This is a genomic window from Bartonella sp. CM31XJBT (assembly GCF_028618555.1).
Lineage (GTDB): Bacteria > Pseudomonadota > Alphaproteobacteria > Rhizobiales > Rhizobiaceae > Bartonella.
The window spans coordinates 1-15,814 of sequence record NZ_JAQITD010000008.1 but is presented as its reverse complement, the minus strand read 5'-3'; the positions used below and the strand labels follow the sequence as shown (position 1 = coordinate 15,814).

At 37.3% G+C, this 15,814-nt stretch carries 10 protein-coding genes; 5 read left to right on the top strand and 5 right to left on the bottom strand.

Features of this window, described 5'->3' with window-relative positions:
• Positions 1 to 247: 247 nt before the first annotated feature.
• Together PVV63_RS05010 and PVV63_RS05005 are read right to left on the bottom strand one after the other, a co-directional pair.
• Positions 248 to 583, bottom strand: a complete 336-nt coding sequence (locus PVV63_RS05010) for a zinc ribbon domain-containing protein YjdM (RefSeq protein WP_273790940.1) — start codon at positions 581 to 583, stop codon at positions 248 to 250.
• 1,034 nt (positions 584 to 1,617) lie between these two features.
• Positions 1,618 to 3,246, bottom strand: coding sequence for an alpha-D-glucose phosphate-specific phosphoglucomutase (locus tag PVV63_RS05005; protein WP_273790939.1), 1,629 nt, complete (start codon positions 3,244 to 3,246; stop codon positions 1,618 to 1,620).
• A gap of 217 nt (positions 3,247 to 3,463) precedes the next feature.
• On the opposite strand from PVV63_RS05005, the gene PVV63_RS05000 reads away from it, so the two are divergent.
• Positions 3,464 to 3,988 (top strand): peroxiredoxin, encoded by a 525-nt coding sequence (locus PVV63_RS05000; protein ID WP_273790938.1) that lies wholly within the window; start codon positions 3,464 to 3,466, stop codon positions 3,986 to 3,988.
• A gap of 888 nt (positions 3,989 to 4,876) precedes the next feature.
• Here the strand turns inward: PVV63_RS05000 and PVV63_RS04995 are convergent.
• The 3 genes from PVV63_RS04995 to pyrF all read right to left on the bottom strand — a co-directional run bounded on the left by PVV63_RS04995 (position 4,877) and on the right by pyrF (position 8,669).
• Positions 4,877 to 5,422 (bottom strand): replication protein, encoded by a 546-nt coding sequence (locus PVV63_RS04995; protein ID WP_273790937.1) that lies wholly within the window; start codon positions 5,420 to 5,422, stop codon positions 4,877 to 4,879.
• A gap of 564 nt (positions 5,423 to 5,986) precedes the next feature.
• Positions 5,987 to 7,474 (bottom strand): histidine--tRNA ligase, encoded by a 1,488-nt coding sequence (gene hisS, locus PVV63_RS04990; protein WP_273790936.1) that lies wholly within the window; start codon positions 7,472 to 7,474, stop codon positions 5,987 to 5,989.
• Between the two features lie 349 nt (positions 7,475 to 7,823).
• Positions 7,824 to 8,669, bottom strand: coding sequence for an orotidine-5'-phosphate decarboxylase (gene pyrF, locus PVV63_RS04985; RefSeq protein ID WP_273790935.1), 846 nt, complete (start codon positions 8,667 to 8,669; stop codon positions 7,824 to 7,826).
• Positions 8,670 to 9,147: 478 nt separating this feature from the next.
• Here pyrF and PVV63_RS04980 point away from each other — a divergent pair, with 478 nt between their 5' ends.
• From PVV63_RS04980 to PVV63_RS04965, 4 genes are all read left to right on the top strand, one after another.
• Positions 9,148 to 10,236, top strand: coding sequence for a DUF3792 domain-containing protein (locus PVV63_RS04980; RefSeq protein ID WP_273790934.1), 1,089 nt, complete (start codon positions 9,148 to 9,150; stop codon positions 10,234 to 10,236).
• Between the two features lie 830 nt (positions 10,237 to 11,066).
• The gene (locus PVV63_RS04975; RefSeq protein ID WP_342753370.1) at positions 11,067 to 11,489 is read left to right on the top strand and encodes a hypothetical protein; all 423 of its coding nucleotides are present in this window, start codon (positions 11,067 to 11,069) and stop codon (positions 11,487 to 11,489) included.
• Between the two features lie 598 nt (positions 11,490 to 12,087).
• Positions 12,088 to 13,452, top strand: a complete 1,365-nt coding sequence (locus PVV63_RS04970) for an MFS transporter (protein WP_273790933.1) — start codon at positions 12,088 to 12,090, stop codon at positions 13,450 to 13,452.
• Positions 13,453 to 14,862: 1,410 nt separating this feature from the next.
• The gene (locus PVV63_RS04965) at positions 14,863 to 15,711 is read left to right on the top strand and encodes an abortive infection family protein (protein WP_273790932.1); all 849 of its coding nucleotides are present in this window, start codon (positions 14,863 to 14,865) and stop codon (positions 15,709 to 15,711) included.
• Positions 15,712 to 15,814: the final 103 nt, after the last annotated feature.

The following is a 15,814-nucleotide window of genomic DNA, read 5'->3' as shown; positions in this document are numbered from 1 at the left end:
ATACTTTTATTGTTGCTTGTGAGTCAACATCCAGTCCCCCATAACCGCATATTAAAAGAAAAAGACAGAGTCGCTATTTCTCTGCGATACATGGCTTTGCAATAAAGGAAAACATATTGCTTCTATCTGATTGGTGTAATCTATGAAACAAGAAAAGAAGCCACTGGAGGAAAATATGCCCAATTAGAGAAAAATGTAAAAATAGAAAACCAACGAAATCCAAAAATAATTGCAAGAAGATAAATGCTTAAACTTTTTTCACAAACTCCGACTTTAAACTCATCTGACCAATCCCTGGAATTTTGCAATCAATATTATGATCTCCATCCACCAAGCGAATATTCTTTACCTTCGTCCCCCCTTTTAAAACAGATGAAGCGCCTTTTACTTTCAGATCTTTTATCACCATAACGGTATCTCCGTTTGTTAAAATCTGACCATTGGCATCATAAACAGTATTGGCAAGAACCGTATCATCGTTTTTTTGCGGCCATTCATGTGCGCATTCAGGACACACAAAATTTTCACCATCTTCATAAGTATAAAGACAATCACAACGAGGACATTTGGGATATTGGGTCATAAATTCCCCTTATTAAAAGAAAAATCATTCATTATGACTGGTCATAATGCAAGAAGTGCTTATTGTCCATTATTTTAGAAAAACATTTCCCTTTGTTTCAATCCTCATCTGCCAACTGTGTTCATGAATGCTATCATCACACACCATACATGAGTTTATAAAAATGATTGATCATTATATAACTTAAATGAGCGCCCGCATATCATAAAATTTACTCACTTCATTCTCTCTAATAAATTAATCAAAATCATTTTCTTATACATCAGCAATACAATTAACGAATGAATAAAAACGCTTCCAAAGAGCTAAAAACTGAGAAACAAGAAAATGATAGCCTCAACTTGACCTTTTATTTAAGTAAAGCATTCATAATGTTAGAGAACAAACTAATTTATGATCATAGTTAATGGTTTTGTATATTGAATGAGAGCCGATAAATAAGCTGAGATTCTCTCAACCCCTTTTACATTGAAACAACCAAAGCCTTTTGTTTGCATGTTACAAGTAGGAAAATCCGTGTAAAACGATTATCCAAAATACTAAACACTCTCAAATATAAGAGCCAACATTGAAAGCGGGCAAAGTGAATGATGGTGCCGTCTTACTCTCTCATAAGCGTAAAAATGATGCTGCTCAATGGATGGCCGGTTATCCCTTTCAAAGCAACACGCATAAGATACGTTTTTAGCGTCTTGAGAGAGAAGCTTCTTTAAAACAAACATATGAAATGTGCAACAATGATCGTATTTTATTTTGCATGAGAAACATTCCCCTATTAAACAAAAATTTCTATCAAGCCATTGAGCAAACCCATTGGACATAAATTCCCCGATTATGCTCGATTATAATTTCCTACAGCATTTAGTTTTAAGAAGCCCGCAGTTTTAGGAATCCGATTGATATGGAAAGGTGGAAAAAACAAGTCTCGCCTAAAAATAGAGTTAAGCTCTGGCTTATGCACATAAAATCACGCCCCTAAAATCACATCCATGTGATCAATCATCATACCTTTACAAAAAAACATTCCAATGATCTTAGGTGATAATATCAGGACGATCTCGCCCCAATGCTTGTTGTATGTTTAACAGTTTTAGTGCCACCTGTTGCAAAGGTTGGAGAACTTCTTGCGGATTAAAATTGTGTTTGCGCGGATCACTTTCATACTGTTCAAAATAAAGTCGTAAAGTAGCACCTAGCGTCCCTGTTCCCGACAAACGAACCACCAACCGTGCTCCATTCTCGAAAAAAATACGGATACCTTGCCGCGTGCTAACGCTCTGATCAACAGGATCATGATATGTAAAATCATCTGCTTTTTTGACGAAAAATCCAGCAATTTCAGTTCCTGCATGTGGTAAGTGCGCACGCAAATGCTCTAGTAATGCCAAAGCTTTATCTGCTTCGACTTCTTCATAATCATGCCGTAACGTGTAAAAACGCCCATAGGTGGACCAATGCTGTTGAACAATCTGTGCGACAGTTTTTTCTGTTACCGCTAAAAGATTTAACCAAAATAGGACAGCCCATAAACCATCTTTTTCGCGGATGTGATGAGAGCCCGTTCCAAAGCTTTCTTCACCACAAAAGGTTACTTTCCCCGCATCCAAAAGGGTTCCAAAAAACTTCCATCCCGTTGGCGTTTCAAAAAAGTTTAATCCGTGTTTTTCCGCAACTAAATCAGCAGCACGCCCCGTTGGCATAGAACGCGCTATCCCTACAACACCTTTTCGATATCCTTTAATAAGGTGTGCATGTTCAGCCATAATAGCCAAAGAATCCGAAGGCGAGACAAATTGCCCACGACCAATAATGAGGTTACGATCTCCATCACCATCAGAGGCTGCGCCAAGATCTGGTCCTTGCTCTGACATCAATAAATCATAAAGAGCCTTGGCATAAACCAAATTGGGATCTGGATGACCGCCTCCAAAATCTGGCAAAGGAATACCATTAACCACTGTCCCTTCAGAAAATCCTAAGCATTTTTCAAAAATTTCATGAGCATAAGGCCCTGTTACCGCATGCATGGCATCAAACCGTAAAGTAAGACCTCGAGCAACGGCCTTAGCAATACAGTCAAAATCAAAAAGCTCCTGCATCAAAGCAACATAATCAGCGACAGGATCGATAATATCAATCCGCATGGCTCCCATAAAGACCGTACCTTGCCTATCTAAATCAATATCTGGTGCTTCAAGAATTTTATAAAAGGAAAGACGTTGCGATGTTGCAAAAATAGCATCACATAAAGAATTAGGAGCCGGTCCACCATTGGAAACATTGTATTTGATACCACAATCTCCCTCTGGACCACCAGGATTATGGCTTGCAGAAAGAATAAGTCCACCATGGGCATGAGTTTTACGAATAAGATGCGAAACAGCAGGTGTAGAAAGAATACCGCCCCTTCCCATTTTAACACAAAAAACACCATGCGCCGCCGCCATCTTCAACACAATCTGAAGAAGAGTACGATTAAAAGTGCGCCCATCCCCCCCAAGAATCAACATTTTTCCTTCAAGAGGCCCAATGTTATCAAAAAGAGACTGTATAAAGTTTTCTACATAATGGGGTTGTTGAAAAACAGACACTTTTTTGCGCAAACCAGACGTTCCCGGTTTTTGCCCCTCAAAAGCCGTGGTTAAAACTGTCTTTATGGTCATATCAATACCTTTATATGATTTCCTATAATTTTAAGGTGAAGAGTATCCAAAGTCGACCATTAATTCTACTTGACGGAAGTGTGAAATATTTGCACACTCGTTAGAAGTAAGAATTTTTAAAGAAGCCCTTTTGTTTAAAACGCTTTTTGCCATATGTTTTTAAATACGAAGGCTGTTTTAAAACAAAATTTTCGTAAAAGAATACAGGAGCATCATGATGATGAAAAAAACAGTTCCCAATGTAACATTCCACACACGCGTACGCGATGAATCAATGGCTGGAGACAATCCTTATCGGTGGCAAGAAGTTAACAGCGATGCTTACTTTAAAGGAAAGCGTGTTATTCTTTTTTCTCTTCCTGGAGCTTTTACCCCTACTTGCTCAACCTTTCAGCTGCCTGACTTTGAAAAACTCTATGATGAATTTAAACAAGCTGGTATTGATGAAATTTATTGCCTTTCCGTCAATGATGCTTTTGTCATGAATGCTTGGGGAAAAACACAAAATATCAAAAACGTGAAATTAATTCCCGATGGCTCTGGTGAATTCACACGCAAAATGGGTATGCTGGTTGCAAAAGACAATGTTGGTTTCGGCATGCGATCATGGCGCTATGCTGCCGTTATTAATGATGGTGTGGTTGAGAAATGGTTTGAAGAAGCAGGTTTTTCAGATAATTGTGCAACAGATCCTTATGAAGTTTCTTCACCACAAAATGTTTTAAAAGCCTTGAAAAGCTAATCCAGCCCAAAAATTATCCATTTAAACAAAATTTTACGACACAAACCTTCCTCCTCCGGAAATTTGTGTCGTTTATTTTTTGCAACATCTATTTGTCAAGGCGAACACTATAAGTTGATTGTGCTTTTTCAGTGAAAAAATATTCCAGCAATAATTTTTTCAATAAATATTTCACGTTTTAACGGCTTTGCAAAAGCTTGGAAAATTTCCAGTAAAAAAAATCCAAACCAATCATCGTGCTAAAAGAATAAAAAGCTAAAAACTGTTGCACACGATCAAAAAATGAGAATGCAATTGCGAAATGTGCAAATTCATGCAAAAACTCTCTCAGAAACATCAAGAGCTAACGTATCGATGAAATATGCAAGAACAATGTAAATTTCTCATATTGAGAAAAACTTTGTGTCAAACAATAATTTGATTTATAAGGATAATTTATCATTTCGCATATTGAATGAGAGAAGCTGAATACCATAAGATTGTTTTATTTTATCCCTTCTTATATCAAATCCCTTAAAACTATTTTCTTGCTCATTAGCACGTGGAATTGGCATATGAATAAACGATAAAAAAGAGTAAACGTGCATCTCGTAAACGCTCTCAAACACAAAAACTATGAACATCATTACTGCAAGATTCACAATAGCATCAAGAAAGAAAATACAGATCAAACATTTGTTTGAAGAGGCGCACAGTTCAAATTACCCCATGTCTCATAAAAAGAAGTAAATATGACATAAAAACTGCTCTGCATAAAAAACCGTTCATGAAGAATATTAAATCAAAACAAAACCCGCAAACATTCCAATCCACATACCATAAACGGACTCATTGCTGTTCTCATAGCCATTTATTCTAAGCTTTTATTTTTCTCTAAGAGAGAAACGATTAAAGAAGGCGTTTATTGGGATATTCTACCATAAAATGTGTTTTCATTTCTTCCTCTTCTATCTCTTCCTCTTCATCGAACTCAAAATCTTCATCACATTCAGGAAGACCAAAAATATCTGGATTAATGAAATAACAATCTTTTTTTGTCCCCTTCGCTACAATTTTATTTGTTTCTAATTCTTTGATACCTTCTTTAAAACTTTCAAAATCAAGATATTCTGGTTCTTGAATTGAAAGATCGCAAGTCAAAAATTCCTCAAGAATATCATGATCCAATGTTATCTGATCAAACCATAAATCCACATCATCTTCATCTGACATTTTCCCTACTTGCCACAACATCACCAAAAATGCTTTCATACCACTAAATGATAGCCCAAAAATCATACGCCGGCTATCGGACGCTCCTGAAAAGGTAATTTGCGGAAGATTTTCAAATCCGAAGTTTGAAGGAGGGAGTTTAAATGATTTTCCAATATTCTCAGGTCTTTCAAGAATAAAGGGATTTCGTTCATAGAGCACGGTAAAATCATATTGGGCCATTTTCATTTCTCCATTAAAGAATTGATTTTATTGAAATAATGCACATTATCAGTCAGTTACCATTATGGCAGCTTACAATTCATCCAAACATGCTCCTGTAAAAAATTGTTCGATTTAAGTCATTCCATTGTTTTTTGAAGCTTAAAAAGTCTTTTAGGATAAAACGCTCTCGTTCTCCCTTCTTTTGCAATAATGCTAGATTTTGTAATGTCCAAGAAGAGAACATCAAAGAATTTGATGCTCATAGATGAGAATTCAAAGATGAAGCCAATATGAACTGTCAATATTTTTATAAACTTTTGGGAAAGTATTCCCTAAACCTCTTGAGTTCCTCAATTTTTTTGTTCACCAAGATGTTATCATCGCATCCTCAGAAGGACACGTTTTTAGTAAATGGAGCTTATTTACCTCTTAAAAAAATTCTCTTTTATGCCATACCAGCTCAAAAAACGCGATTTTAAACGCATACGTAAGTCCGCCTAAACAAGAAAAGTACAGATTTTAAAAATTGAATCTCAAATTTCCAGAATACTTCAAGCTATCGCTTCTATAAACCTTTTATCATTATCGTTTTTGGACTGCTAAAATATCTTGTACTGTTTGAACCAAATTCTCTTCATCAACCGTCACTTGTGCTGGTCGACTTTCACGCCATGTTTGATTATCTTTGATCTCATGAGATAAACGCGCCCCTTCAATCAAATCTTTAATCTGTATTTTTCCACTCTCACGTTCTTGTGAACCTTGGATCACCACACAAGGCGCTTGACGTCGATCTGCATATTTCATCTGCGCTTTTATCCCCGATGCCCCCAAATAGAGCTCAGCACGAATTCCCGCATCACGCAACTGCATCACCATTTTTTGATAGCGCGCAACTGCCTCTGGTTCTTTATCCATCATCAACACCACAACGGGTCCTGTTGTCTCCTTCATAGGCAACTTTCCAAGATTTTGCAAAGCAGCAATCAAACGCGAAACCCCGATTGAAAAACCTGTTGCCGGAATATTTTCACCACGAAAGCGTGCCACCAATCCGTCATAGCGCCCGCCACCACCAACAGAACCAAAAACAACTTTTTGCCCATCATCATTGAGAACATCAAAAAGCAATGCCGCCTCAAAAACAGGTCCCGTATAATACTCTAATCCACGAACCACCGAAGGGTCAATTTTAATGCGATTGTGATAACCATTAGCGACAAAAATTGCTTGCATTTCTTCAAGCTCGCGAACGCCTTCAAGCCCCTGAGCACTCTGACCAACGACTTGTCTGAGAGCCTCAAGCGTTTCTTCTGCCGTTTTCGCGTTTACAGTCAGTAAGGAAAGAATACACTCAATCTCTTTATCCTTAAGCTCTGCCCCTTTTGTAAAGTCACCACTTTCATCCAAACGCCCCTTGCTCAAGAGCAAACGCACGCCTTCAGGACCAAATTTATCCAGTTTATCCATTGCCCGAAGAACAGTTAAGCGTCTTTCAATCTGCTCCCTTTCCCCCAAACCAATCAACTCTAAAACACTTTCCAGAATTTTTCGGTTATTCAAGCGAATGGCATAATCATGCTGGTGAATGCCTAATTTTTCCAAACTATCCGCTGCCATCATACAAATTTCGGCATCAGCTGCAACGGTTGGTGTTCCAACAATATCCGCATCAAACTGCATAAATTGCCGAAACCGCCCTGGACCTGGTTTTTCATTGCGAAAAACAAAGCCAAGACGATAACTGCGATAAGGCTTTGGTAACGTTTCAAAATTCTCAGCAAAATAACGAGCAAGAGGCGCCGTTAGATCATAGCGCAAAGACATCCATTGCTCATCATCATCTTGTAGGGAAAAAACGCCCGCATTGGGACGATCTTCATCCGGTAAAAACTTGCCCAACACATCCGTATATTCAAAAATCGGTGTTTCCAATGCTTCGAAGCCGTAAAGTTCATAAACTTCACGAATTTGCGCAATCATAGTTTCAGCGGCATACAACTGTGCACTTGTACGATCAACAAAACCACGGGGTAAACGGGCTTTGGTTTTTTCTTGTTTTGATGACATGTTTTTCTCTAACAACAATATGTATTCACAGATAATGTTTGTCTATCTTATAGAAACAAACGCTGCAATAACTTTATCAACTGGAAACTGGTAACAATATGCATAAGCTTTTGCTTTTAAAAGATGTAAACCTTTATCCTTAAGGCAATCTGCTGAAAATATTTGCACTTTCAATAAGAGCATAGCCTCTTGCTCAACATGAAATGCCCGCTTAACATTCAATGAAAAGACATCCATGCTTTTTGAAAGAAATCACAAAGCAACTGCTGATTCTGGATAAACTGGAAGCCCCCTCCTAAAAAGCCTTCTTTCTCAGAACTTTTCAGATTGATTACAGATGCAAAAATCCTCAAGATATCAGTGTGCTTTGCGCTTGTTCTACAAAATGATTGATAACATTTTTTAAATCAACACTATTTCGTCCAGCATCTGTAATAGAGCGTGATACAGAGGGAATAACATTCTGCCAAAGTCTTTGTGGAAACTGCTGAGTCAATTGTGTTATTGTTCCCCCTTGAGCCCCAATGCCAGGAACGAGAAACAGACTATTTTTTAACTGCTCGATTGTATCTTTTGCTTCAGATCCCAATGTCGCTCCAATCACTGCCCCAATAGGCCCAATATAATGATATTGACTTGAAGATTGGCTATTATATTCAAAAATACGCTGCGCCAAATGAGCAGAAACCGTTTGATCACCAATAAGCGCATTTCGTATTTGTTTCCCCTCTGGATTAGAAGACTGAACAACCACAAAAACCCCTGCTCCTGTTTCTTCTGCAACTTTTATCAGAGGAATAAGAGCATCAAATCCTAAAAAGGGATTGACAGTTATGGCATCAGCTTTGAACGCACTACTTGGACCCAGCCAAGCTTTACCATAAGCCTCAGCAGTAGAGCCAATATCCCCTCTTTTCGTATCAACGAGAACCAACAAACCTTGTGCCTGCGCATTTTCAATAAGTTCTTTGAGAATTTGAAGCCCTTCCACTCCATATAGCTCAAAAAATGCTGCTTGAGGCTTTATCATCCCCACTTTACCCATAACCGCTGTTAAGAGGATATCGCAAAAATCTTTTAGACCTTTATAATCACAGCTTAAATTCCATGATTGCAAAACTTTATGGCTCGGATCAAAACCAATACAAAGTGGTCCATAGATTTCACGATTTTTAAAAAAAGTTGAACAAAACATTTTATATCCTAACAAGGTCTCTCTTTAAACTTTTTGATACAATCAAAAAGAAAAGCATTTGTCAAAAGAATACAATAGCGAAAACACAAAGAAAGGGCTCTCTATATAAAATGTGCTTTTATTTATGAAACATAAATATATTCCCATTCGTAACGCTTATCACATGTTTATCGACCAAGACGTTGTCATGAGACAAAAATTCTAATTTATGAAAGAATATAAACAAAAAAGCATCCATATTATAATGAACGTATAAAGCCTAATAGCGTGCCTTGTCGTTTCCATGCCCTTTTTTATGATCAACAAAAACTCTCTATGAACGCGCTTTAAACAAGAGTTTAAAAAGAAAATGCCTTGCCATGATGATCTCGATCTTAACTTTAGATTTTTCCTATCCCTTTTTGGCGGCTCTTTATCCCTTTTGGAACATAATTGGCAAAAAGACATTGTATCTCCAGCATATTCAAGGAGATAAAACATGGAAACTCGCATTCCTGAAGACACACCATTTAATACGAATTTTCTAGGAGAAACATCTCTAGAAGAAAAGTATCCATTCTTTCACACACCCATTTCATGGTCCGCAATCTTTGCGGGACTGGTGAGCGCCCTTGCCACCTCAATCTGCCTCTCTTTTCTGGTAGCAGCGTTAGGCTTAAGCCAAATGGATTTCACCTCTTCAACCCCATTGGAAGGCTCTTTCCTCTCCTTTGGCGTAGGTTCTGTTATCGTTACACTGATTAGCCTAGCCTTAGGAGGCTTTGTTGCTGGACGTTTTGCTGAAACCTCAGGGACGCTTCATGGCTTTCTCACTTGGGCTCTCATAACATTGCTGATGACCCTCCAAGCCATCCATGTGGTTTCTAGTACAGCAAAGATAGGAGCTAAAACGGCTCTAGAAAACAGCTCCACGATCCAACAAACCGTAGACAGCCTCAAAACCAATATTTCCCCTATACTTGCAAAATTAAACAGCGAAAGTGTTGAAAAGTTTTTTGCAAAAAACAGTGACAATGGCATCAATTTTGATCAACTTTCGAGTGAATTGCGCACCCTTCTTAATAAAAGCGACATTCCTGCTCTCAACCCTGATCGTTTAAAACAAACCTATCAAGCTGCACTCAACGATATTGGTTCTGCAATAACAGCTTTCAAAAATGATCCTTCTCACTATCGCACCACTTTAAAAAATCTTGGTGAGCGCCTGTCTGATCGCGTAGAAGATCTCACGGAAAAATTTGATCAAAGTGATATCATCAAAGCCCTCATGACCGATGGCATGTCCCGTGCTGATGCACAAACAGCAGTAAACCGTGCCGTTCAACTCTATCAAAGTGCAGAGGAAAAAACTGAAAAGGCGATAAAAGCGCTTGAAGAACGGGCAGAAACACTCTCGGATAATCTTGAAGATACAATCAAGGCTGCCCAAAACACTGCAACTAAAGCCACAAAAACAGCCTCTAATATGGGATGGTGGGGATTTTTAGGCAGTCTGATAGGCGCCATTATTTCCAGTGTTTTTGGCTATTATGGTTATAGAAGCCGTAAGGACACTTTCATGCTTTAAAACGTCTACCTTTAAAGCAAATACATAAAAAGCTGCACGCATAGTGCAGCTTTTTTGCAAAATTTTCTTGATTTTTCATGCTTTTCAACACAACAAGAATTTTTAAAATCCACGTGAAGCTTTTATAATCGTGAGAAACAAGCTTCAAAATAAAAGATTTTTTTCAATAATTCTATTTTTTTATGTTTTTCCTTTAAAAAACTTCTTAAATGAAGTGTTGACTCCATCGATTATATATATGCCATTACAGCATAACAAATATGCGGCTCTTGCTCTATTTTTTCCATTTAAGCCAAACGAATTTCGCAAAAAAATATTTCTCTACGATCAACAACTTTTCTCAATGTGGAAAACATATCAATCTTACATCTCATGTAAGAGGGAGCATTATGCGGTTAACATTTCATCCACACACAATATGAGAGAATAAGTTGAATTCTCTGATACAAAGGGAATACCAACCTACCAAATTATCTATTCTCAACAAAGCAACACTCTCACCACTTCAATACCAGTATTTTAGTTTGAGGATACGAACACAATTTACATTCTAGATTAAATGTATCAAATAAATAATGAACATAAAATCTATGAATAAACAATGGTTTAACTTTACATGCTTCAAACAAAGGACAAAATTCTATAATCATGCGTTATTAATTCTTTTGTAAATATTTTTATCAGATATCAAAAATCGTACCATTGCTTTCAATACAAGAAACCGACATAAAAAGTTTCATATTGAATGACCAAATAGTTTTTTTACAAATTGCGACATTAGAGCAAAAGCTTCATTGGCTAATTATACGAAAAAATAAAATAGAAAATGCATTTTAATAAATATAAAAGCAAATTTTTTTATAAAAGAATATGTAAAAAACCATAGATCACCTTATGATCATGTTATTTATGATTCAGATATTGAGTTTAGTTTTGCACAATCGTTTGAAAAAAACGATGAGATTAAAGTTTATGCGCAACTGCCTAAATGGTTTAAAATTGATACACCTCTTGGATCATATACTCCCGATTGGGCTGTATTATTTGAGCAAGATGGGCAAGAAAAACTGTATTTTGTTGTGGAAAGCAAAGGAAGTATTTTCGAAGACATGTTGCGCGATCTGGAAAAAGCAAAAATCCATTGCGGTCATGAACATTTCAAAGCTTTGGGAGAAAATACCCAATATATTGTTTCTGATAATTATGAAACTTTTATCGATCAAGCACTTCAAAAAGATACCATAACAACTTGAAAAAATGTTTGGGCTATGGAAACAACCCTCCCCTGTTGTTTATAAAATGCACCTTTTTCCTACTCTATAATTTACAAGCCCTTCCTTATAACCGATTTTAATCTTTATTAAACAATCAAGAGATTGTCGAATATTTTCCAGAAAGGGCTGCACATTTAAGAAAAGAAAATTATAAACTATTGAGAATACATTTGACACCCAAACAATCATTTAAGCATAAAAAATGATATATAAACAAACATTGGATTTTTAAGTCAATAATTTGATTTATAAAGATTTTCACATTTTCCATGTTAAATAATAAATGCAAATGGAGCAGGCATGCACGTCTCGTGTAGGTTCTGCTTTTGCTCTCATGCAAAGTGAATTGACAGAAAACAGACTCCTCGATAAACTCATCAAAATCAGCTTAACTGATGGCTTCATTTTGGAGGAAGAGGGGTTTGTACACAAGAGAAGCATTTGGGGACCATCAGCACTTCCAATCACATTCATTCCAATATCAAAACCGCAGACATCACAAACACGTGTTAATTTTTAAAAGTCTGTGAATGGGGCGCAACCAATGTTTTAAAGAACATCTGTAGGGAGCACGATCATGCAAAAGATAGATTCCTATACAAAAACAGAACGGTATGTCATATATACCGTCATTATTTCCAGCATACTTCCTCTGCTGGACGGAAGCATTGTTAATGTCATCCTTCCTAACCTTGCGCATTATTTTTCCGTGGAAGAAAATAATATACAATGGATTGTAATATCCTATTTTCTAGCCACCGTGCCAGGACTACTGATGGCAGCTTTTGTGCAAGGAAGAATAGGTATCAAAAGCACTTGGTTTCTTGCAAGCTTCATTTTTATGCTTGGATCACTGGGGGTAGGATTAAGCTATAGTTTTCCAACTATTATATCTGCCCGTATCGTTCAAGGTTTTGGGACCGGTCTTTTGCTACCCCTTAGCCAAACCATCATTGCCTTACAATTTGGACAGACACGAGTGCGCCAAGCCATGGGCACCATAGCCGTACCAACAGTTTTCGCTCCTGCCTTTGGTCCGCTGGTGGGCGCCTCACTTGCTCAGTATGTCTCTTGGCGTTTGTTATTTTTTATTAATATTCCGCTTATTTTATTGGCACTCACCCTTGGAGCAAAACATTTAAAGAACAACGAAACAACAAAAACAAAATTTAACTTATTTACATTTTTAGCGTTTTCCACATCGCTTCTTTCGTTTTTTTACCTCACAGAAGCCAGAAACATCAATAACAAAAACCACTTATATATCCTAGCACTTATAGCGGTGATATCTCTCATATTATTCATTGTTTCTAATCAGAAAGCAAAAAACAAATTAATCGTCTTTAGCGGATTTCAAAATGCGCGCTATACATTACTCATGATCATGGGGCTTGTTGCTTCATTTCTTTTTTATAGCTTCCTCGTTTATTTCCCACTAGCCATTGCCATGGAACAAGCCCATGAAAATAGCCTTCTCATCATCGGTGCCCTCCTTGCTCTGCAAGGGGTAGGAGCATGGATCGGAAGGAAATTTATTTACCAGAAATGGAAAGAAAAATCTCCCTTTTTCATGATAGGAATTGGTTTAGTGATATCAAGCCTTGGGTTATTATGCTTCGGCTATAATATAAGCATGGATGGACTTGGATTCTTGCTAAGAGGCATAGGACTTGGCATCGCCACCATTGTCTGCCTTTCCGCCCCCATCCAATATGTCAACAGTTTATACGTCAAAGATACAGCCGTTATCACACGCATATTACAGCAAATAGGTGGTGCCTTAGGGGGTATATTCGCTGGCTTTTTGATCCATTCTCTGACAGAAGAATACTTGTCCTTAAACCAAACATATATCGTATTCTTCATATTCTCTATCGCTGCATTTTTACTGTTTTGCCTAGCCCTCCTCTTATCGCGTAAAGAGAAGAATTCCGATTTATGATATGCTTTATTTGAACACCCTATCCATAACATTGGCAATGGCATATAAAATCATACAGCATTTACCACTTTTCGAGAAACCAACACACTGAGACCTTGACCACAGCCTTCATCATTTTTATGAAAGAACACTAAACCGATAAGCTCCTTAAGCTCTAAAATTGATCACCTCCAGTAACGTACGGTGTTTGTAATTTTATGATACCTCTGTGCTTTTAAATCCCTCTAAAAACCTCTTGAAATATGGGATTTTCTGATCAGACCTTTGCAAAGATCCACGAAATTAAGCACGCGTTTCAATGCGGAATAGTTCCATAAATGCGCTAACAGACGCCCTACCGCACCAGCATAGAATATAGAACCCCGCCCCCGAGCACGCCCCTATAAATGCTAATCATCTTCTATAACGCACCGCGATGTGGAAAATCGCACTGTATTGCAAACTTGATAATGTTATTCGCCCCTTTTCAAAGTCATTGAATCACTATGCTTTCATAACAGCAATAGGTCCAAATGAAACTGAAGAGACAAAAACAGCTGGTAAAGCAGCATCTTCTCTCCATTTCATTGTTAACTGTTATAAGAAATCTCCCCCACTTTAATAAAAAAGCCCTCTCTCATTGAGAGGGAAATTTTAAAAACATTGAAAATCATGATGCACGATGACAGACAGCAAACCATCTCTAAAAAGACTGTTTCTTGATTTTCACAGCGTACTCTTAGATTTCTCTAACATTTTCCTGCCTTTAGATTTTCCTTATAAAATTTACGGACAAAAGAAGCTTTTCAGAACTCTTTTACACATAACTTCATTGCTTCAAGCTCCCTTACAGACACGATAAACGCGTATATTTCCATCTACCAAGTATGCGAGCTTCACAGCGGATATAATGAAAACAGTCTTTTTATAGAAAACCGTAAGCTTTAACGGAATAAACGAGATTTTAAACTAGCCTCCCGCATTACTCATTACTCTATACCGGTTATGCAAATAAAGAGCCCCATCTACTTTTTCTGACAAGCAAAGAACACACACAACATTTAGTAACATGCCATTATTGAAATTCTTGTCACAAGACCTTCCGTTCAGGGATTATGCGCATTGCCTGCTTCCTTCTCTCCAATAAACAATCTGCCAATAAAGAATGCTATTACAGTTACGATAATACAAAATTATACTTCTGTTCTCATTCTATATTTTTCCAATTATCACGCATTATTCACCCCCTTCACTGCTTCACTGTTATAACAATGAAAGGAGAAAAAATTAAAACACAATATGGCATTTCTCTTTCACAAATCTTATATAAGCCACAAAATTGTTGCGCGACTTTCTAAGCAAGGTCAGGCAATAAAATCATACTCTAAAAACCACTCAACATACCACTTTTTGATATTACAAAGATACAAAATGCAATTATCGTCTCCGCAAACAATATCTCAGAAAAACAAAATCCCTCCTGCAACAATTAGGGCACTCTCTCAAATATTACCAAAGTACTATTGGCCAGAGAATTTGGATGCCTTATTCTTTTATACACCATCTGCTCCTCATGAGTACCTAAGTGATGATAAAGAAGTCACGATTAAGAAACGACTAGATACAATCAATGTAAAATGCAATGAACCGCTTGAAGTCCTTGGTCCCCTGCTTGGTGATTTTTTGGACAGCGAGTTTCATAAGTTAGTCGGATTCATATTTCAAGACATACCAGAAGACCAAATGCTACAACAGCTTAAAGAAGATCAACGTAAAATTTTAGAAACGTTAAAGAAAGATGGATTGGAATATCAGCGTGGAGGATATATTATCAAGAATGAGGTGACCTTCACACAAGAATTGCAAAAAGCTGGTCTCCTCTCGATGGAAGAGCTAAAAAAACTTATTGCAGAGAAAGAACTTTCAGCAGTAGAAATCGAAATAAATAGAGCATTAGAAAATATAGAAAAAGATCCAAGGGAGGCAGTTTTATTTGCAGCAAATCTGTTGGAAGCCTCTTGCAAAGCTTATCTCGACCACCATTCTATCCCATATGCAGAAAATGCCCATAATAAGCTGTACGCTTTATGGAAAGAAGTTGCTAAGAAGGCTAAGATTCATACTGACGATATAAAGAAAAAAAACTTAAAAAATCAAGATCTAGATAAAAATGACTTAAGAATGATCGCAACCGGTCTATCCAGAATCGTTAGTGGTACTATGAATTTAAGAAACAAGAAAAGTGCAGCGCATGGCCGCTCATTAAGGATTTTGAACTAATCAATCTCAAGCCTCGCCATGCGCGTTTAACTTTTAATGCCGCCCATTCCCTCTCAATTTATATCTTAGAGCTCATGGATCAGCCATAATAAAAAACCATATC